The organism is Curtobacterium flaccumfaciens, from assembly GCF_051548005.1.
In the GTDB taxonomy this organism is placed as follows: Bacteria; Actinomycetota; Actinomycetes; order Actinomycetales; family Microbacteriaceae; genus Curtobacterium.
The window spans coordinates 12,557-31,891 of sequence record NZ_JBPUGH010000021.1 but is presented as its reverse complement, the minus strand read 5'-3'; the positions used below and the strand labels follow the sequence as shown (position 1 = coordinate 31,891).

The window sequence follows — 19,335 nt, the reverse complement described above, 5'->3', positions numbered from 1 at the left end:
GTGCGAGCCCGCACCGCGCCTCCAGTCCGTCATCACCAGCGCGCCCACGCGCGCACGACGGAAAGGCGGTCCGCATGGCGGACACCATCCTCGAGATGCGGGACATCACCAAGACCTTCCCCGGTGTGAAGGCCCTGCAGGGTGTCTCCATCGAGGTCGAGCGCGGCCAGGTCCACGCGATCTGCGGCGAGAACGGCGCGGGCAAGTCGACCCTCATGAAGGTGCTGTCTGGGGTCTACCCGCACGGCACCTTCGACGGCGAGATCCTGCTCGACGGTCAGCCGGTGAAGTTCGGCTCCATCAACGACTCCGAGGCCGCGGGCGTGGTCATCATCCACCAGGAACTCGCGCTCAGTCCGTTCCTGTCGATCGCCGAGAACATCTTCCTCGGCAACGAGCGCGTCAAGGGCGGGCTCATCGACTGGAACCAGACCAACCTCGAGGCCGCGTCGTTGCTCCAGCGCGTCGGGCTCAAGGACAACCCCGTCACGAAGATCGTGGACATCGGCGTCGGCAAGCAGCAGCTCGTCGAGATCGCGAAGGCGCTCTCGAAGGACGTCAAGCTGCTCATCCTCGACGAGCCCACGGCTGCGCTGAACGACGACGACTCCGCACACCTGCTCGACCTCATCCGGTCGCTGCAGGCCGAGGGCATGACGGCGATCATCATCAGCCACAAGCTCAACGAGATCAAGGCGATCGCGGACAAGGTCACGATCATCCGCGACGGCAAGACGATCGAGACGCTCGACATGCACGGCGACGACGTCTCCGAGGACCGCATCATCCGCGGCATGGTCGGCCGCGACCTGTCCAGCCGCTACCCGGAGCGCGAGCCGAACATCGGCGAGGAGCTCCTGCGCATCGAGGACTGGACGGTGCACCACCCGCTCGACGGCTCACGCGAGATCATCCACCAGGCGAACCTCAACGTCCGCGCCGGTGAGGTCGTCGGCATCGCGGGGCTCATGGGTGCCGGCCGGACCGAACTCGCGATGAGCGTGTTCGGGCACTCGTACGGCACCGGCATCAGCGGCACCGTGTACAAGCGCGGCGTCCCGATCAAGACGAACACCGTGACCCGCGCGATCGACAACGGCATCGCCTACGCGACCGAGGACCGGAAGCGCTACGGCCTCAACCTGATCGACGACATCAAGCGGAACATCTCCGGCTCGGCGCTCGGCAAGCTCGCCAACTGGGGCTTCGTGAACAGCTCGCAGGAGACCACGGTCGCGTCGCAGTTCCTGAAGAGCATGAACATCAAGGCCCCGTCGGTGAACGCCGTCACGGGCAAGCTCTCCGGCGGCAACCAGCAGAAGGTCGTCCTGTCGAAGTGGATGTACGCCGATCCCGACGTGCTCATCCTCGACGAGCCGACCCGCGGCATCGACGTCGGTGCGAAGTACGAGATCTACACGCTCATCAACAGCTTGGCGGACCAGGGCAAGGGGATCATCGTGATCTCCTCCGAGCTCCCGGAGCTCCTCGGCATCTGCGACCGCATCTACACACTCTCCGAGGGCACGATCACCGCCGACGTGCCCCGCTCCGAGGCCACCCCAGAGGTCCTCATGCAGTACATGACCCAGGAACGGGAGACCCCTGTCAATGAACGCGCTTAAGTCCGCAGCGAGCTACCTCACCGGGCAGCTCCGACAGATCGGCCTGTTCATCGCGCTGATCGTCATCGTGATCTTCTTCCAGGTGGCCACGAGCGGCATCACCCTGGCACCGATCAACGTGTCGAACATCATCGTCCAGAACAGCTACATCCTGATCCTGGCGATCGGCATGGTGATGGTCATCATCGCCGGCCACATCGACCTGTCGGTCGGGTCGGTCGTCGCGTTCAGCGGAGCGATGGCCGGTGTGATGATCACCCAGTGGGGCCTCCCGTGGCCGGTCGCGGTCGTCCTCTGCCTCGTGATCGGCGCGCTCGTCGGCGCGTGGCAGGGCTTCTGGATCGCCTACTTCGGGATCCCGGCGTTCATCGTGACCCTCGCGGGCATGCTCGCCTTCCGCGGCGCGGCGCAGATCGTCCTGCAGAACCAGCAGATCTCGCCGTTCCCGACCGGCTTCCGGTCGCTCGGCTCCGGGTTCCTGCCGTCGTTCGGCACCACCGGGTACGAGCCGCTCACGATGGTCCTCGGGTTCGCCGCCGCCGCGATCATGGTGATCACCGCCTTCCGCGGCCGTGCCACCCGCCGGAAGTACCAGCTCGAGAGCGAGCCCTTCGCCTGGTTCATCGTGAAGACCGCGTTCGGCGCGGCGCTCGTGATCTACGTCGCCCTGCTGCTCGCCAGCTACAACGGCACGCCGATCGTGCTCGTCGTCCTCGGCGCGCTCGTGGTGATCTACTCGGTCGTCATGCGGAGCGCGGTCTTCGGTCGCCACGTCTACGCGATCGGTGGGAACGCCCTCGCCGCGCAGCTGTCCGGCGTCAAGACGAAGCGCGTCACGTTCCTCCTCTTCGTGAACATGGGCGTCATCGCAGCCCTGGCGGGTGTGGTCTTCACCGGCCAGCTCAACCTCGCCGCACCCGGCGCGGGCAACGGCTTCGAGCTCGACGCCATCGCGGCCGTGTTCATCGGTGGCGCTGCCGTCACGGGCGGCATCGGCACGGTGCCGGGCGCGATCGTCGGTGGTCTCATCATCGGCATCCTGAACAACGGCATGTCGATCCTCGGTGTCGGCACCGAGTTCCAGTCGCTCATCAAGGGCCTGGTGCTGCTCGCCGCCGTCGCGTTCGACGTGTTCAACAAGCGTCGGGCGGCCGCCGCGCGCAAGTAGCGCACCGTCCCTCGTTCGTACCGGAAAAGCGACAGATCCCCGCGGTCAGCCTGCGGGGATCTGTCGCTTTCGCGTTGCGGCCGCCGCGATCTGTCGCTTCCACGGTGGTGCGCTCAGGCCGTCAGGACGGCCCAACCCCCGGCCGGGAGGCGCAGGGTCCCGCCCCGCAGGTCGGCCCCGCCCGCCTCGACCCGCGTCGCACCCGCTGCGGGCACCTCGACCGGGTCGTCCGCCAGGTTCAGGGCGGTCACCACGGCCGCGTCCGCGGTCGCGGTCCGCAGCACGAGCGCGGTGTTCGTCAGGTGCACGACGTCGGTGTGCGCCCGGTGCAGCCACGGGTTCCGACGTCGGAGCGCCACGAGTGCCTCGTACGCGTGCGTCAGGTCGGTCGGCGCCGGGGGCACCTCGGGGAACGCCGGACGGACCGCGTCGTCGCCGCCCTCGCGCTCCTCCTTGACCCCGGTCCAGCCGTACTCGTCACCCGCGTACACGACCGGCGTCCCGGCCAGCGTGAAGAGCAGCGCGGCCGCGTGCGCCGCGAACCGCTCCCCCACGGCGCTCGCGATCCGGGTGACGTCGTGGTTGCCGACGAACGTGGTCGGCACCTGCGTCGCGAGCAGCTCGTCGTGCCGTTCGACCGCGTGCGCGAGCTCGAAGAGGTTCCGGTCCGAGATGCCGTGCCAGATCCCCTGCCACAGCTCGTACTGCGTGGTGGAGTCCATCGTCGACGCACGGACGATCGCTGCCGCGTCGCCGTGGATGACCTCGCCGCTGAACCAGGCGTCCGGGAAGCGCTCGCGCACCCGGGGCAGCACCCGCGCCCAGAACGCCGGGGGCACCGCGTACGCCGCGTCGAGCCGCCAGCCGTCGATCCCGCGTCCGAGCCAGTGGGACATCACCGCGACGACGAGGTCCTCGGCCGCGCGGCCGTCGTGGTCGAGCGCGACGAGGATGTCGTGCCCCTCGAAGTCACGCACCGGGACCGGCTGTCCTGGCGTCCACCCGTCCCAGTCGACGGCGAACAGGTCGGCCTCGGGAGTGTCGTGCCCGTGCTCCTCGACGGCCCGGAACGCGGGGTGCTCGCGACCGACGTGGTTGAACACCCCGTCGAGCAGCACCCGCACGCCACGCTCGTGCGCCGCCGCGACGAGCCGGTCGAAGTCGTCGTCGTCCCCGAGGCGGGGGTCGATCCGGAAGTGGTCCACGGTGTCGTACCCGTGCGTCGAGCTCGCGAAGACGGGTCCGAGCAGCAGCCCGTTGAGCCCGAGGTCCAGGACGTGGTCGAGCCACGGGGTGATCCGGTCGAGGCGGTGCTCCACGGGTCGGTCCTCGACCGCGGTGCCCGGCCGGACGTCGGCGTCGACGAACCCGAGCGGGTAGACGTGCCACCACATCGCGTGCGGCACCCAGGCGGGCTCGGGCGGACGGGCGGCATCGGGGTCGGGGCTCACCTGGTCGATGGTGCCAGCCGAGCCTGGGCTGGGTACCGGACCGGACAGTGGGGAGAGGATGGGCGCATGGGACGCGCCATCAGGACCGAGGCCGACGCCGCCGCGAACGAGGCGGAGCACGCCGAACGCACCTGCGCGTCGTGCGGTCGCCGGATGCCCTCGTCCGCTGCCCCGGACGCGAAGTACTGCTCGGCCGCGTGCCGGAAGCACGGTGTCGACGCCACCGATCGGGCGCTCGAGCAGCGGATCGACGAGCTGCTCGCCGCGCGCTCCCGGTCGTCGAGCATCTGCCCGTCCGAGGCGGCACGGGCCCTCGACCCGGACGGCTGGCGCGACCTCATGGAACCGGCGCGACGGGCCGCTCGGCGCATGGTCGCCCGCGGCGAGGTCGAGATCACCCAGCACGGCAGCGTCGTCGACCCGTCGACCGCCAAGGGACCGATCCGGATCCGGCGCCCCCGGTAGGGAACACCTGTCGTCCGCAGGCGTTGCACCCGGGGATGACGCACACGACCGACACGACCGACTCCGCTCCGACCACCGATCGTCACGAGGCCCTCGTCGTGGGTGCCAGTGGCATCACGGGATCGGCGCTGGTGGACCACCTGCTCGACCTCGGCTGGGACGTCACGGCGCTCTCCCGGCGACCGCTCCCCCGCGACGGTGTCCGAACCGTCGCCGCCGACCTCCGCGATCCCGGGTCGCTGCGGACGGCACTCGCCGACGAACGTCCGACGCACGTGTTCTTCACCGCGTGGCAGCGGCAGGACACCGAGGCGGAGAACATCCGCGTGAACGGCGGCATGGTGCGGGACCTCCTCGCGGCCCTGTCGCACGCCCCCCTCGCGCACGTCGCCCTCGTCACCGGGCTGAAGCACTACCTCGGCCCGTTCGAGGCGTACGCGGCGGGCGAGATGCCGGACACCCCGTTCCACGAGGAGGAGCCGCGTCTCGACACCCCGAACTTCTACTACGCGCAGGAGGACGAGCTCTTCGCCGCGGCCGAACGACAGGACTTCACCTGGTCCGTCCACCGGTCGCACACCGTGATCGGGCACGCCGTCGGCAACGCGATGAACATGGGGCTCACGATCGCGGTGCAGGCGACCCTGGCGAAGGAGCTCGACCTCGACTTCGTCTTCCCCGGGAGCGAGGCGCAGTGGAACGGACTGACCGACATGACCGACGCGGGCATCCTCGCCGAGCACATGGTCTGGGCGGCCACCTCGCCCGAGGGCGCCGACGAGGCGTTCAACGTCGTCAACGGTGACGTCTTCCGCTGGCGCTGGATGTGGCCGCGGCTCGCCGCGCACCTCGGCGTCGACCCGGCCCGCGTCGTCGGGTTCGAGGGCGCGGTCCGTCCCCTCGAGGAGCAGATGGCCCCGTACGAGCAGGCCTGGCCCGGGATCGCCGAGCGGCACGGCCTCGCCGAGTCGGACATCACGCGACTGGCGTCCTGGTGGCACACCGACGCCGATCTCGGTCGCGCGATGGAGGTCGTCACCGACATGGGGAAGAGCCGCGAGGCCGGGTTCACGGCGTTCCGGCGCACCGAGCGCGCCTTCGCCGAGCTCTTCGACCGCTACCGCGCGGACCGCCTCGTCCCCTGATCTGTACCCCGTTCGAACCAACCGGGGGACACGAACCTGCGGTCCGGCCGCGAGCCGCGCGATCCGGCCTGGTTGTGTTCGTGGCACAGGCGCCGGGGACCCTCGGCGGTTCCCGGAGGAAGGAAGACACCATGTCGCTCGGAGACAAGGCGAAGGACGTCACCCAGAAGGTCGTCGGCAAGGTCGAGGAAGCGGTCGGCAAGCACACCGACGACGCGGAGCTCAAGCACCAGGGCCAGAAGGACCAGGTCATGGGCGAGGGCCGTCTCGAGACCGAGAAGGCCAAGGACAAGCTCGACGGTCACTGATCCGTCACACCACGAGACGCCCGTGCCGATCCGGCGCGGGCGTTCGTCGTGCCCGGGGTCGTCACCGCTGCCGCGGCGGACCGGCGGTCAGAACGCGTAGCGGATGTGACAGCTCGGCAGGTGTTCTGTGACGAGTTCCCGAAAGCGCTCGACGAGCTGACCCTTCATCCCGGAGCGGTAGCGGACGTTCACGGCGCCGTTCTGCGAGACCTTCTGCTCCTGCAGGTCCGGCCGCCAGAGCAGGTCCTCGGCCTTGGGGTGCCAGCCGAGGTTGACCTGGTGCAGCGGCTCGTTGTGGGTCAGGAAGATCACCTCGGCCGCGAGCTGCGCCTTCGCCGCCGGGGAGAGCACGTCGTCGACCTGCCGCAGCAGCTCGGCCCAGTCGGACTCCCACGTCGGGGTGAGGATGACCGGCGAGAAGTTGAGGTGGACCTCGTACCCGGCGTCGACGAAGTCGTTCACGGCGGCGATGCGCTCGGCGATCGGGCTCGTGCGGATGTCGGTGACCTTCGCGGTCTCGTGCGGCATGAGCGAGAACCGGATGCGCGTGCGGCCCATCGGGTCCCAGTCGAGCAGGTCACGGTTCACGTACTTCGTCGCGAAGGACGCCTTCGCGGTCGGCGACATCCGGAAGAGGTCGCAGAGGTCGCGCACGTTGTCACTGAGCATCGCGTCCACCGAGCAGTCGCTGTTCTCACCGATGTCGTACACCCAGGCCTCGGGATCGCACTGGTTCGGTTCGGTCTTCGGCCCCTGCTTCGCGATGTTCCGAGCGACGTGCTTCGTGATCTGCTCGATGTTCGCGAACACCGTGACTGGGTTCGAGTACCCCTTGCGCCGGGGCACGTAGCAGTACGCGCACGCCATGGCGCAACCGTTCGCGGTCGACGGGGCGATGAAGTCGGCGGAGCGCCCGTTCGGCCGGGTGACGAGCGACTTCTTCACGCCGAGGACGAGGGCCTCGGTCTTGATCCGGACCCATCGCTGGACGTTGCGCTCGTCGCCGTGGACCTCGGGGATGTTCCAGTGCGAGGCGACGGGGACGATCTCGGCGTCGGGCCAGCGACCGACGACGTCCTGCCCGCGCGGCAGCTCGAGCGCGGCGTCCTCGGCGTAGATGCGGCGGACGTCGAGCATCGGACGCGTGCGTGCTTCGCTCATCGAGTCCTGTCTACCGCCGACCACCGACGGTGCAGACTCGGGAGCATGCCCGCCGAGCCCGACGACCACTTCTTCGTCGTCGACGGTCGACGCTGGCGTCGGACCGACCCGGCGATCCCCGAGGACGTCGCCGCCGCGCTGAGGTCGCACCTCGGGCGTGGCAGGAACGCCGTCAAGCAGGCGAAGCGGACGGGGGACGAGGACGCCCTCGCTGCGGCGCGGCACCGCAACGGGCTGGCGAAGCACGGCCTCGGCGAGCGCGGCCCGGAGTGGTGGACGCGTCCGGAGACCGACCGGATCGCCGATGCGCGACGTGCCGTCGACGAGCTCGACGCCCTCGCCGAGGACGGCTAGGGCCGGTACTCGTCGCGCTTCGCGGGTGGCGGGGTCGGCGTCGCCCCGGGGCCGACGGCGCCGTGCGACCCGAGGCCGTCCATCGCACGGGCGAGCACCTGCAGCACCGTCACGACCACCCGCCCGGCCGCTTTCACCATGTCCCACATCGCGTTCCCCCTCCGACGGAGTACCAGTGCGGCCAGGCTAGCCGAGCGGTCAGCCCTCCGTGTGGCCGAGATCGGGCTCGGCGAGCAGGCACACGGTGCGCGAAGCAGCAGCGTGGAGCTCGAACACGACGACCTCGTTGCGGCCCTCGCGCAGCACCGGACCCGGCACGGCGAGGGTCTTCTGCGGCCCGCGCGACCAGTACCGCCCGAGGCAGAACCCGTTCACCCAGGCCACGCCCTTGCGGAAGCCGTCGAGGCACAGGTACCGGTCGTCGACGGAAGCGAGTTCGAACGACCCGGACGCGAACACCGGTCCGGCGAGCACGTCGCCCGGCTCCGGGGAGGCACCGGCGAGCACGGCCAGGGCAGCCGGCGCGATCGGGTCGAGCGCGAGCGGCGACGCCGTCCACCGGGACAGCAGCTCGCCGTCGACGCGGACGTCCCCGATGAGGCCCTTCGGCTCGCCGATGCGGGGACCGTAGTCGACGCGGCCCTGGTCCTCGACGAGGAGCTCCAGCGTGCCGGTGACGGGCGGGAGGGCGATCGCACGGTCGTGGTGCTCACGCTCGAGGACCCCGACGACGACCCCGTCGACGGTCACGAGCATCCGGTCGCGGACCTCGGTGCCGACGGTGAGGACACCACCCGTGGGCAGCGCGACCTCGGTGCGGTAGAGCACGAAGCCGGAGGCGGCGCCGAGCGCGTCGAAGGTGGGCGGCGCGTCGTGCGTCGTCCACGTGGTGAGCGACGGCAGCAGCGCCGCCAGTGGTGCGACGTGGTCGAGGCGGACGGCGACGTCCGTGACGGGCGCGCGCCGTGCCTCCAGGCCGACAGCGCCGGAACCGACAGCGGAACCGGAACGCACACCGGCACCGGCACCGACACCGGAGCTGCCCACGTCGTCGAGGCGACCCGACCCACCGGGCTGCATCGACGTCGGCAGCGGCGGGACGGGCGCGTAGCGCTCGATGACCGCGCGGAAGGCGTGGAACTTCTCCGTCGGCCGACCGGCCTCGTCGAGCGGGGCGTCGTAGTCGTACGACGTCGCGATCGGCCGGTACACGCCCTTGTCGTTCGCCCCGTTCGTGAAGCCGAAGTTCGTGCCGCCGTGGAACATGTAGATGTTCACCGAGCCGCCCGCACCCAGCAGGACGTCGAGCTCTGCTGCGCTGTCGGAGGCCGGCGTCGTGTGGTGGTGCTCGCCCCAGCTGTCGAACCAGCCGTCCCAGAACTCGGAGCACATCAGCGGCCCGGTGGGCTGGACCTCGCGGAGCCGCTCGATGCGGGCGGCGGCACGGGAGCCGAACGAACCGGTCTTGTGCAGCGACGGGAGCGAGCCGTCCTCGAGCATCGTGCCCATCGGCTGGTCGACACTCGTGAACGGCACCGTCAGGCCGATGTCCCGGTGCATCCGCTCGAGCTTCGACAGGTAGACGGGGTCCGAGCCGTAGGCGCCGTACTCGTTCTCGACCTGGACGAGCACGATCGGGCCGCCGTTGTCGATCTGCCGCGGGACGAGCACCGGCGCCAGCGCCTGCAGGTACGACGAGACTGCCGCGAGGAACCCCGGCTCGTCACGGCGCACCCCGACGGTGCCGTCCGCGAAGAGCCAGTACGGCAGGCCGCCGTTGGTCCACTCGGCGCAGATGTAGGGGCCGGGTCGGACGATGGCGTGCATCCCCTCAGCGGCGACGAGGTCGAGGAAGCGCCCGAGATCGAGACCGCCGGTCAGGTCGAAGACCCCGGGGCGCGGCGCGTGCGCGTTCCAGGCGACGTACGTCTCGATGGTGTTGAGGCCCATGAGCTTGGCCTTGCGGATCCGGTCCTGCCACAGGTCGGGGTGGACGCGGAAGTAGTGGATCGCACCGGACAGGACGCGGTGCGGCTCCCCGTCGAGCAAGAAGTCGGTGTCGCCGATGGCGAAGCGCATGGGAGGGGCCTTTCAGGGGTCGCGGCCCCGGTTCGGATCGAACGGGTGCGGGTGGTTACTTCGAGGTGACCTTGAAGCCCTGCTCGTTGCCGTACTTCACGATGGCCTTCTGCCAGGCCTCGAGGCCGGCGTTCAGGTCGGACTTGTTCTGGTACGCCTGGCCGACGGTGTCCGCGTAGACGCTGTTCGCGTAGACCTGGAAGGGCAGGTACTGCCAGCCCTCGGCGACGCTGGAGGACGCCTTCGACAGGGTCTCGTTGATCGCCTCGCCACCGAAGTACTCCGGCTTCTCGGCGGTGAAGGACGACGACGTGAGCTGCGCCTTGGTCGAGGGGAACCCGCCCGACTTGAGGAAGACGTCGATCGAGTCCTGCGAGGAGTTCAGCCACTTGAGGAAGCCGGCAGCGAGGGCCGGGTTCTTCGACTGCTTCATGACGACCTCGGCGGAGCCACCGTTGTTCGCGGTGACGTCGGAGGAGCCGTCGTAGGTCGGGATCGGGGCGACGCGCCAGTTGCCGCTGCCGTCCTTCACGCTCGACTCGAGGACACCGGGCATCCAGGCACCGGTGACCATCGTGGCGATCTCACCGTTGCCGAGCTGCTTGTACCAGTCGTCGGTCCAGCCGGGGGTCTGCGAGAGCAGGCCCTTCTCGACGAGCTGGTTCCAGGTCGACGTCCACTTCTTGGTGCCCTCGTCCTGCAGGTTCACCGTGACGTCGGTGCCCTTGACCTCGAACGGACGGCCGCCGGCCTGCCAGATCATCGAGGTGGTGAAGCCCGCGTCGCCGGAGTCGGCGGCGATGTAGGCGTTCGGGTTCGACTCGTGGATCTTCTCGGCGTCGGCGACGTACTCGTCCCACGTCTTCGGCGGCGTGGTGATGCCGGCTTCCTTGAACGTCTTCTCGTTGTAGAACATGGCCATGGGGCCGGAGTCCTGCGGGAGGCCGTAGACCTTGCCGTCGAGGTCGACCGACTGCCAGGTGCCCGCGCCGTACTTGTCGGCGAGCTTGTCGAACCCGTACGACTTGAGGTCGACGAGCGAGTCGCTCAGGGCGAACTGCGGCAGGGCGAAGTACTCGATCTGCGCGACGTCGGGGGCGCCCGAACCGGCCTTGATCGTGTTCTGCAGCTTCGTGTACTGGTCGTTGCCGGTGCCGGCGTTGACGAGCTTGACCTTCACCTTGGGGTAGGCCTTCTCGAACGCGGCGACCTGGGCCTCGGCCGAGGGGGTCCAGGACCAGTAGGTGAGCGTGCCGCCCTTCTCGAGGGCCTTGGAGATGTCGTCGGACGATCCGCCGGAGCCGGAGCCGCCGGAGGCGCAGGCCGTCATGGCGATGGCCGCGGTGACGCCGATCGCGAGGGCGCTGAGCCCGCGCCGGAGACGCTTGTGCATGGGATTGCCTTTCACTTCTTCGTGGAGAGGGGTGGTGCTGCTGCGTGCCGGGCCGGGAGGCGCGGGGCGGGGTCGCCCCGTCCCTCCCGTCCGGCTGGTCGTGCTGACGGGAGGCGCGGGGCGCGGTCGCCCCGTCCCTCCCGTCCGGCAGATCACGCCTTGACGGAACCGGCCGCGAGGCCGGACTGCCAGGAGCGCTGGAGGAAGAGGAACGCGACGACGATCGGGACGATCGTGAGGAGCGATCCGGTGATGACGAGGTTGTAGATCGGGTGCGCGGAGACGCCCTGCGCCTGCGCGCTCCACTGGTTGAGACCGACCGTGAGCGGGTAGAGGTTCGGGTCGCTCAGCATGATCAGGGGCAGGAAGTAGTTGTTCCACGTCGCCACCACCGCGAACAGCAGGACGGTGACCACACCGGGTGCGAGCAGCCGGAGTGCGATCGTGAAGAAGATCCGGAACTCCCCCGCGCCGTCCATGCGGGCCGCCTCGATGACCTCCATCGGGACCGCGTCGATCGCGTACGTCCAGATGAGGTACATGCCGAAGGGGCTGATGAGCGAGGGCAGGATGATCGCCCACGGCGTGTTCGTCAGGCCGACGGACGAGAACAGCAGGAACGTCGGCACGGCGAGCGCGGTGCCGGGGATGGCGATCGCGCCGAGCACCACCGCGAAGACCGCGCGACGACCCGGGAAGCGGAACTTCGCCATGCCGTAGCCCGCGATCGTGGCGAGCAGGGTCGCCCCGCCGGCGCCGACGACGACGTAGAGGACGGTGTTCGCGAGCCAGCGGAGGTAGATACCGCCGTCGTACGTCAGCGTCTCGCCGATGTTCTGGAAGAGCTGGAAGCCACCGCCGAACCACAGGCCGAAGGTGCTGAGCAGATCGGCCTGCGACTTCGTCGCGTTGACCACGAGGTAGAAGAGCGGCAGCAGCGAGTAGACGGTGATGACGATCATCACCACGAGCAGCAGGGTCGACTTGCGGGCTCGGGGGCCGCGGCCCTTCGGTCCGGTCCGACCGTTCGTCCCGTTCGTCCCGTTCGGCCGGGAGGCACGGGTGCGGCCCGCCCCGCCGCGTCCGCGGGTGGTCACCGCCTCCGTCACGGTCGCGGCCGGGGTGTGGGTCTCGACGGCGCTCATCGGTTCTCCGCTCGGGTCCCGCGCACCTGGACGATGTAGGCGATCACGGCGGTGATGACACCCATGACGATCGCGACGGTGGCGGAGTAGTTGAACTGCTGGCCGCTGAAGGACAGCGAGTAGGCGTACATGTTCGGTGTGAAGGCGCTGCCGATGACGTTCGGGGCGAGGGTCTTCAGGAGGTTCGGCTCGTTGAAGAGCTGGAAGCTGCCGATGATCGAGAAGATCGTGGCGATGACGATGGAGCCGCGGAGCGCCGGGATCTTGATCGACCAGACGGTGCGCAGCGGGCCGGCGCCGTCGATCTCGGCGGCCTCGTAGAGCTCGGTGGGGACGACGCGGAGGGCGGCGTAGAAGATCAGCATGTTGTAGCCGACGAACTCCCACGTGACGATGTTGCCGATCGACGCGAGCACCCAGTCGGGGCTGAACGGCTGGAGGAGGTCGATGCCGAGCGCCGAGTTGATCGAGCCGGTCAGACCGAACTGGTTGCCGTAGATGAAGCCCCAGATGAGCGCCGCGACGACACCGGGCACCGCGTAGGGCAGGAAGATCGCGATGCGGAAGAACGACGAGGCCCAGAGCCGGGCGCTGTCGAGCGCGAGGGCGGCGATGAGCGCGACCACGAGCATGATCGGCACCTGCACGACGAGGAAGAGCGCGACGCGGCCGAACCCCTGCCAGAACTTGGCGTCCTGGAAGAGCTGCACGTAGTTGGCGAACCACACGAACTGGTTGCCGCCGATGAGCTGGTCGCGGAAGAGGCTGAGCCAGAGGGCGTAGCCGATCGGCACGACGAGCATCGCGACGAGGACGACGACGAACGGACCGACGAACATCCAGCCGGTCCAGCGGCCGCGCTGCTTGGTCCGGCGCCGCGGCGGCGTCGCCGGAGCTGCTGCGGCTCCTGGCGCACGCGCTTCGAGCGTGGTCATGTGACTCCCTTGTCGTGCTGGTGCTGCAGTCGAGCGGCGTTCGGAGCGCCGACCGTGCTGCGTTCGGGTGCGTCGATGTTGACGTCAACATCGAACGACGCGACGATAGCATGGCAACGTCAACATGCGCTAGCGTCGCGGGAGTCGGGCTTGATCGAGACCCGATGACGAGCGCCGAGGGAGGCCCCGTGACCACGGAACTCAGCGGCGTGCGCCGTGCCCCGTCGATGGCCGCGGTCGCCGAGGCCGCCGGCGTGTCGATGCAGACCGTGTCCCGCGTCGCCCGGGGGTTCGACAACGTCTCCCCCGACACCCGCGACCGGGTCCAGCGGGCGATGGACACCCTCGGGTACCGGCCGAACCGCGCCGCTCGGGCACTGCGCTCCGGGCGCTTCCGCACGATCGGCGTGATCATGTTCACGCTCGCGTCGTTCGGCAACATGCGCACCCTCGAGGCCATCGCCGACGCCGCAGGCGCCGCCGACTTCACGATCACGCTGTTGCCGATGGCCTCCCGGACGGAAGAGGGCGTGCGCTCCGCGTTCTCACGACTCCACGAGCAGGCCGTGGACGGCGTGGTGATCATCATCGAGTCGCACATCATCGACACGGCCGAGGTGGTCCTGCCCGACGGCGTGCCGATGGTGGTCGTCGACAGCACGGGCACGACCGAGCACCCGGCGATCGACACCGACCAGGCCGACGGCGCGCGGCTCGCGACGCAGCACCTGCTCGACCTCGGGCACGACACGGTCTGGCACGTCGCCGGGCCGACCTCGTCGTACTCCGCCGCACGTCGGCTCGCGGCTTGGCAGGACACGCTCGAGCGCGCCGGTCGCACGGTGCCGCCGGTGTTCCACGGCGGCTGGAACACCGAGTCCGGCTACCGCGCGGGCCAGGTGATCGCCGCGCGTCCGGACATCACCGCGGTGTTCGCCGCCAACGACCAGACCGCGCTCGGTGTCCTCCGTGCCGCACACGAGGTCGGCCGGTCCGTGCCGGAGACCCTCAGCGTGGTGGGGTTCGACGACTCCCCCGAGGCCGACTCCTTCTGGCCGCCGCTGACGAGCGTCCACCAGTCCTTCGACGAGGTCGGTCGTCGCGCGGTCGCGAACCTGCTCGCACAGATCGACGGCGATGCGGTGCCCGCGGGGACGGACCTCGTGCCGGTGCGGCTCGTCGTCCGGTCGAGCACGGCCCCGCCGCCCGCCGTCTGACGCGTGCGCGGCCGGCTGCGGGCAGGCCGGCGGCCGACTGCGGACAGGCCGGCGGCCGGCTGCGGCATCGCTCGGTGCGAGGTTCCGCGTACGGTGTGAGCCGAGATACCTCGCACCACGACGACGACCTCGCACCGGGCGGCTGCACCTCGCACCGTGCGACAGAGCCGACCCCGGGCACGACCGGTTCTGGGGGCAGCGACCGCTCACCGGCATCTGCCACCATCATCCGGTGCGCACACGCTCGAAGGTCCTGCTCGCCGCGGTCACGGTGGTCGCCCTCAGCGCCACGGTGCTGACGGTCCGTTCGGCCACCATCGACGCGGCCGCGCACGCACGCGCCGCCGCCGAGGCCCCGGCACGGGACGCCTCCCCGCGGGAGTACACGCTCGCCTACCTCCGGGCAGCGCGAGCGCACGACTGCGCGCTGCTCGACCACCTCGAAGCGAGCGGGCCGAGCGACTGGTGTCCGAAGGCGCCGACCGCGTGGTCCGACGGGACCGCCGAGCTCCTCACCTACCGCGACGTCGGGAAGGCCTCTTCGGTGTCGGCCGCGCACGCTCCCCGGGCCGAGGAGTGTGTGCCGTCGGTGATCACGCAGCGTTGGATGAACGGCCGCGACGCCGGCACCATCGACTGGAGCTGGTGCTGGGCCCGGACCCCGGACGGCTGGCGACTCGTCGACGAAGGCCAGGGCTGACGCGAGACCCGGGTCAGCCGTCCGGTGGAACCGCGAGGGCGACGTCGAACCGGTCGCGGAGCTCGGTTCGATGTCGCATTCGTGGTTCGCAGCGACGAGCCCGGCCACGCCCGGCCGCGCCGACCGCGCCGGCCGCCCGCTCAGCTCAGTGCAGCCGCAGCGACGTCACCATCGGGCAGGCGAACGGGTCCCGCGCCGCGAGTCCGACCCGGTTCAGGTACGCCACGACGATGCCGTACGAGCGCAGCAACGTCGTCTCCGTGTACGGGATCCCGAGCGAACGGCAGTGCGCCTGCACGAGCGGCTTCGCCCGCCGCAGGTTCGGCCGCGCCATGCTCGGGAAGAGGTGGTGCTCCGCCTGGTGGTTGAGGCCGCCGAGCAGGTGGTCCACCCACCGCCCGCCGACGATGTTCCGGGACGTCCGGACCTGGCGTGAGAAGAAGTCGATGCGCGCGTTCTCGGCGATGACCGGCATCCCCTTGTGGTTCGGCGCGAACGAGGCGCCCATCATCACGCCGAACACCGCGACCTGGACACCGATGAACGCGAAGCCGATACCGATCGGCAGGAACGCGAACACGGCCCAGAAGTACAGCCCGAAGCGGACGAGCAGCAGGATGCCCTCGACGGCCCGACCCCGCGAGGTCCCCTTGACGTGCTCGCCCGTGACGACCGCGCGGATCGACAGCCAGTGCAGGTTCAGCCCCTCCATCGTGAGGAGCGGGAAGAACGCCCAACCCTGCACCCGCGTGAGCAGGCGGAGGAGTCCGGTGCGCTTCGCGGCGTCCTCCTCGATGAACGACACCGTGTCCTGCGCGATGTCCGGGTCCTTCCCGATGGTGTTCGGGTTGCCGTGGTGCCGGGTGTGCTTGTTCATCCACCACGAGTAGGACATGCCGACCAGGAAGACGCCGACGAAGCGTCCGGCGTGGTCGTTCCACCGGTTCGACGCGAAGATCTGCCGGTGGGCGGCCTCGTGGGACAGGAACGCGAACTGGGTGAAGACGACGCCGAGGACCCCGGCGGGGATGAGGGCGAACCAGCTGTGGCCGACGAGCGCGGTCACGACGAAGGCGACCGCAGCGATGGCGACGAGTACGGAGAACACCGTCCAGTAGAAGCCGGTGCGGCGCTGCAGCAACCCGGCCTCCTTCACCTGCTGCAGGAGGTCCTTGTAGGTGGAGGTCCCGGAGCGTGCCCCCGCCGGGCGCGGCGAGGTCGGGCGGTACAGGGTGGACGAAGTGGCCATGGGGCTGCTTCCGTCAGGGACAGCCCTTCGGCCGAACAATGGGTTCCCGCGTGCGCGGTTCCGGCAACCGTAGGGCCTCTCCCCGTGCGTCCGCAGGGAGCTGCGCGTATTGTCCGGAAGGAGTCGGTCCAGCTGTACCGACTCCGGATGGGCGCCGCCTCCCTCTGTCCGGAACACTCGTCCGCGCGTGCTCACCCCGCCACCGCAGCACGGATCATGAAGCACATCGTCTACGGTCTCACCGCCGTCCTCACCACGGACGAGGCGGCCGACGCCGTGCTCGACTACGCCGCTGCGCTCGCCCACGCCGGGCTCACCGACGTCATCGCCGTCCCGACGGTCGACCCGTTCGGCACCGAGACCACGACGTCGTTCCTGCTCGCGCCGGCCCTCGGGGTCCTCGTCGAGGACGCACCGGACGACCCGCTCGGGCCCGACACCGATGCGTTCGTCACGGAGATCACGTGGCGGTCGCAGGCGGTGCGCTCCGCACCGCCCCACCTGCCGCCCGCCTGACGCGGGACCACCGCGCGGCGCGCCTGACGCGGTGGTCGCGACCACCACCGGACGGGAGGCGCGGGTCGGCCCCGCACCGCGCCTCCCGTCCGGTGGTCAGCGCGTCCAGCGCACCCGGTTCGTCCCCCAGCGCGACCGGCACCGGCTCACTGCGCGGGAACGTCGGCCGTCACGGCCGCCGCGATGCGGTCGGCCGCGTCCTCAGGACCGATCGTGGTGGTGTCGACGACCTCGGCCTGCGCGTGCAGCCAGGTCCGTGCCGCCTCCGCGTACCGGTCCACGTGGTCGAGCCGGAACGTCGACGGCCCCACGACCTCGTCGTGCAGGATCCGCTCCCGGAGCGTGCCGGGGTCGGTGTGGAGCACGAAGTGTCGGAGCGGGATGCCGTGCGCCGCGAGGCCCCCGCTGATCTCACGCCAGTACGCCTCGACGAGGACGGTCATCGGCATCACGAGCGTGCCGCCGGCGTAGTCGAGCACCCGCCGCGCGGTCTCCACGACGAGCGGTCGCCACGGGTCCCAGTCCTGGAAGTTGCCGGTCCACGGCAGGCTCGGCGAGACGTCCATCAGGGTCTCCCCCACCTTCTCGGCGTCGAGCACCCGCGCGTCCGGCAGCCGTTCCTGCACGAGACGGCTCGTCGTCGTCTTCCCCACACCGTGCGTTCCGTTCACCCAGACGATCATGCGGGGACTGTAGCGTGCCACCATCGACGATCGAGGGGGAACGATGCTCGCAGGGGACGTCGCGGCCAAGCGGTTCGCGCCGACGAAGTGGCGTGAGGGGTACGACCAGCAGCAGGTCGACGACTTCCTCGCGCGGGTGCAGGCCACGCTGGCGGAGTACGAGCGCGGGCGGCCCGCCGACCCGCTGACCGCGGAGGACGTGGTGGCGTCCCGCTTCCTCCCGACACGCTTCCGTGTCGGCTACTCGCAGGACCAGGTCGACGACTTCCTCGACGAGGTCGTCGTCGAGCTGCGTCGCCACGAGGCTCGGTGGGGCGGGCGCGGCTGAAGGGTCGGCCCCGGCAGGACGGGCGCGCCTGCGGGTCAGCCCACGAAGACGAACGCGGCGAGGAGCATGAACGCGATGTCGGCGACCACCCCGACCGCGACGAGCGCTCAGGTGCGGCGAGCGGTCGCGATCTGGGTGTGCAGGTGGACCAGCGACGGGTGCTCCGGATCCGGGAGCGCCTGGAGGGCGAAGGACTCGATCGCACCGGGTTCGAACACGAGGCACTCCGTCGACCCGCCGAACTGGAAGTACCCGAGCTCCTGCCCCTTGTCGACGTGGGCTCCGGGGGCGATGCCCTCGGCGATCACGCACGACGAGACCTCGATCATCCCGACGGGGACGACCGCGACGTACCCGAGCGCCGCGTTGTCGGCCTCGATGACGATGATCGCGCGGGCCGCGACGTGGGCGAGGTAGCCCTGCGAGTCCTTCGGCTCGGTGGCGTCCTCCCCTTCGGCGTCCGCCTCGGAGAAGTACGTGCCGGGCTGCACGAAGGCGCGCACGATCGTCCCCGCCACCGGGCTGTGCCACCGGTGGTAGTTCGTGGCGCTGAGGAAGGCCTGGTAGACCGAGCCCCCGACGAACCGGTCCACCGACTCGTCGTTCGCCAGGAGGTCCTCGAGTGAGTACGGCTGCCGCTTGATCCAGAACTCGTCACGACGCTGGACGTTCGTGGCGACGGCGTAGGGCGTCGACTCGGTCGAGCTCACGACGACAGCGTCGTCCTCGGGTGCGGCGACGGGACGCTGCCCCTCGCGGAACCGACGGATGAAGAAGTCGTTCCACGAGGTGAAGCCCCAGTGCTCGTCGTCGGGGTCGTGTTCGAACTGGTCCATGCCGACGATCTGCTGCGCGCGCTCCGACTTCCATCCGTCCGGACCGTCCGAGATGACCGCGAGCGAGTCGGGCCCGTCGAGGAACTCCGCCCAGGCGTCGAGGACGTCCTTGAGCGCCGCGTTCACCCGAGGGTCCCGGTAGACGGCGAAGCCCGCCGGGGTGGCCATCGTCCAGTCGAGGATCGCGGCGAACGGTGTCGTGACCATGCCGCCGTCGCTGAAGGCCGGCGCCGTCGTGAGGACCTCGTTGACGAGCGAGAAGTACTCGTCGATGTCCTCGACGTGGCGCTTGCGGTACTGCTTGCCGCGCGGGACCTGCTCGAGCATGCGCGTCATGCCCATGCGGATGACCGGGTCGGTGTCGTACAGCTGCCGGAACGCGGCGACCGAGGGGTGGAGTGGACGGTCGCGGTGCGCTCGGGCACGGTCCCGGTGCCCTTCGATCCACGCCTCGAGGTCGTCCTGGCCGGGCAGCCACCCACCGCGTCGCTTGTGGTCGGTCTCCGCGTGATGGCTCATGAGCCCGACCGGACTGACGGGGTGCGCCTGTGGTTCTCGACAGCTGCGCGACCCGGAC

General features: G+C 70.0%; 19 protein-coding genes and 2 pseudogenes. 11 read left to right on the top strand and 10 right to left on the bottom strand.

The features are described 5' to 3' along the window. The first annotated feature begins 74 nt into the window (after positions 1 to 74). Positions 75 to 1,625, top strand: coding sequence for a multiple monosaccharide ABC transporter ATP-binding protein (gene mmsA, locus ACSW7Y_RS04875; protein WP_438125208.1), 1,551 nt, complete (start codon positions 75 to 77; stop codon positions 1,623 to 1,625). Beyond that, entirely contained in the window at positions 1,612 to 2,793 is a 1,182-nt protein-coding gene (gene mmsB, locus ACSW7Y_RS04870) for a multiple monosaccharide ABC transporter permease (RefSeq protein WP_438125207.1), read from the top strand. The genes mmsA and mmsB overlap by 14 nt, the downstream gene beginning before the upstream one ends. A 113-nt stretch (positions 2,794 to 2,906) precedes the next feature. Here mmsB and ACSW7Y_RS04865 read toward each other — a convergent pair whose 3' ends face one another. Continuing rightward, positions 2,907 to 4,187 (bottom strand): alpha-amylase family glycosyl hydrolase, encoded by a 1,281-nt coding sequence (locus tag ACSW7Y_RS04865; RefSeq protein WP_438125210.1) that lies wholly within the window; start codon positions 4,185 to 4,187, stop codon positions 2,907 to 2,909. A gap of 123 nt (positions 4,188 to 4,310) precedes the next feature. Between ACSW7Y_RS04865 and ACSW7Y_RS04860 the strand changes: the two genes are divergently transcribed. The 3 genes from ACSW7Y_RS04860 (at position 4,311) to ACSW7Y_RS04850 (ending at position 6,162) form a co-directional block, all read left to right on the top strand. Then, entirely contained in the window at positions 4,311 to 4,709 is a 399-nt protein-coding gene (locus ACSW7Y_RS04860; RefSeq protein WP_438125206.1) for a DUF3253 domain-containing protein, read from the top strand. Between the two features lie 35 nt (positions 4,710 to 4,744). Next, complete coding sequence (locus tag ACSW7Y_RS04855; RefSeq protein ID WP_438125205.1) at positions 4,745 to 5,854, top strand: SDR family oxidoreductase; 1,110 nt, start codon at positions 4,745 to 4,747, stop codon at positions 5,852 to 5,854. A 131-nt stretch (positions 5,855 to 5,985) separates the two neighbouring features. Further along, complete coding sequence (locus ACSW7Y_RS04850; RefSeq protein WP_152998026.1) at positions 5,986 to 6,162, top strand: CsbD family protein; 177 nt, start codon at positions 5,986 to 5,988, stop codon at positions 6,160 to 6,162. 87 nt (positions 6,163 to 6,249) lie between these two features. On the opposite strand, the gene ACSW7Y_RS04845 is transcribed toward ACSW7Y_RS04850, so the two are convergent. Continuing rightward, the gene (locus ACSW7Y_RS04845) at positions 6,250 to 7,323 is read right to left on the bottom strand and encodes a spore photoproduct lyase family protein (protein ID WP_438125204.1); all 1,074 of its coding nucleotides are present in this window, start codon (positions 7,321 to 7,323) and stop codon (positions 6,250 to 6,252) included. Between the two features lie 45 nt (positions 7,324 to 7,368). On the opposite strand from ACSW7Y_RS04845, the gene ACSW7Y_RS04840 reads away from it, so the two are divergent. Continuing rightward, the gene (locus ACSW7Y_RS04840; protein WP_438125203.1) at positions 7,369 to 7,677 is read left to right on the top strand and encodes a biopolymer transporter Tol; all 309 of its coding nucleotides are present in this window, start codon (positions 7,369 to 7,371) and stop codon (positions 7,675 to 7,677) included. Here ACSW7Y_RS04840 and ACSW7Y_RS04835 read toward each other — a convergent pair. From ACSW7Y_RS04835 to ACSW7Y_RS04815, 5 genes are all read right to left on the bottom strand, one after another. Next, complete coding sequence (locus ACSW7Y_RS04835; RefSeq protein WP_438125202.1) at positions 7,674 to 7,826, bottom strand: hypothetical protein; 153 nt, start codon at positions 7,824 to 7,826, stop codon at positions 7,674 to 7,676. The genes ACSW7Y_RS04840 and ACSW7Y_RS04835 overlap by 4 nt on opposite strands. Before the next feature lie 49 nt (positions 7,827 to 7,875). After that, a complete protein-coding gene (locus tag ACSW7Y_RS04830; protein WP_438125201.1) occupies positions 7,876 to 9,756 on the bottom strand; it encodes a glycoside hydrolase family 35 protein in 1,881 nt (626 codons plus the stop codon). Between the two features lie 55 nt (positions 9,757 to 9,811). Continuing rightward, complete coding sequence (locus tag ACSW7Y_RS04825) at positions 9,812 to 11,149, bottom strand: ABC transporter substrate-binding protein (RefSeq protein WP_438125200.1); 1,338 nt, start codon at positions 11,147 to 11,149, stop codon at positions 9,812 to 9,814. A gap of 152 nt (positions 11,150 to 11,301) precedes the next feature. Next, positions 11,302 to 12,294, bottom strand: a complete 993-nt coding sequence (locus tag ACSW7Y_RS04820) for a carbohydrate ABC transporter permease (RefSeq protein ID WP_438125199.1) — start codon at positions 12,292 to 12,294, stop codon at positions 11,302 to 11,304. Beyond that, positions 12,291 to 13,229 (bottom strand): carbohydrate ABC transporter permease, encoded by a 939-nt coding sequence (locus ACSW7Y_RS04815; protein WP_438125198.1) that lies wholly within the window; start codon positions 13,227 to 13,229, stop codon positions 12,291 to 12,293. The genes ACSW7Y_RS04820 and ACSW7Y_RS04815 overlap by 4 nt, the downstream gene beginning before the upstream one ends. Before the next feature lie 227 nt (positions 13,230 to 13,456). On the opposite strand from ACSW7Y_RS04815, the gene ACSW7Y_RS04810 reads away from it, so the two are divergent. Both ACSW7Y_RS04810 and ACSW7Y_RS04805 read left to right on the top strand, forming a co-directional pair. Beyond that, the gene (locus ACSW7Y_RS04810) at positions 13,457 to 14,446 is read left to right on the top strand and encodes a LacI family DNA-binding transcriptional regulator (protein WP_438125209.1); all 990 of its coding nucleotides are present in this window, start codon (positions 13,457 to 13,459) and stop codon (positions 14,444 to 14,446) included. Positions 14,447 to 14,678: 232 nt separating this feature from the next. Then, complete coding sequence (locus ACSW7Y_RS04805) at positions 14,679 to 15,146, top strand: hypothetical protein (RefSeq protein ID WP_438125197.1); 468 nt, start codon at positions 14,679 to 14,681, stop codon at positions 15,144 to 15,146. Between the two features lie 145 nt (positions 15,147 to 15,291). Here ACSW7Y_RS04805 and ACSW7Y_RS04800 read toward each other — a convergent pair whose 3' ends face one another. Next, the gene (locus tag ACSW7Y_RS04800) at positions 15,292 to 16,395 is read right to left on the bottom strand and encodes a fatty acid desaturase family protein (protein WP_438125196.1); all 1,104 of its coding nucleotides are present in this window, start codon (positions 16,393 to 16,395) and stop codon (positions 15,292 to 15,294) included. Positions 16,396 to 16,611: 216 nt separating this feature from the next. On the opposite strand from ACSW7Y_RS04800, the gene ACSW7Y_RS04795 reads away from it, so the two are divergent. Then, positions 16,612 to 16,911, top strand: a complete 300-nt coding sequence (locus ACSW7Y_RS04795) for a hypothetical protein (protein ID WP_438125195.1) — start codon at positions 16,612 to 16,614, stop codon at positions 16,909 to 16,911. A 146-nt stretch (positions 16,912 to 17,057) separates the two neighbouring features. Here the strand turns inward: ACSW7Y_RS04795 and ACSW7Y_RS04790 are convergent, their stop codons facing one another. Beyond that, positions 17,058 to 17,594, bottom strand: coding sequence for an AAA family ATPase (locus tag ACSW7Y_RS04790; protein WP_438125194.1), 537 nt, complete (start codon positions 17,592 to 17,594; stop codon positions 17,058 to 17,060). 43 nt (positions 17,595 to 17,637) lie between these two features. Between ACSW7Y_RS04790 and ACSW7Y_RS04785 the strand changes: the two are divergent. Both ACSW7Y_RS04785 and ACSW7Y_RS04780 read left to right on the top strand, forming a co-directional pair. Further along, a pseudogene (locus tag ACSW7Y_RS04785) lies at positions 17,638 to 17,733 on the top strand (DivIVA domain-containing protein); the annotation flags it as partial. 45 nt (positions 17,734 to 17,778) lie between these two features. Continuing rightward, positions 17,779 to 17,892: pseudogene (locus tag ACSW7Y_RS04780) on the top strand (DivIVA domain-containing protein); the annotation flags it as partial. 137 nt (positions 17,893 to 18,029) lie between these two features. Here the strand turns inward: ACSW7Y_RS04780 and ACSW7Y_RS04775 are convergent. Further along, the gene (locus ACSW7Y_RS04775) at positions 18,030 to 19,277 is read right to left on the bottom strand and encodes a phosphatidylserine decarboxylase family protein (RefSeq protein ID WP_438125193.1); all 1,248 of its coding nucleotides are present in this window, start codon (positions 19,275 to 19,277) and stop codon (positions 18,030 to 18,032) included. Positions 19,278 to 19,335 lie beyond the last annotated feature (58 nt).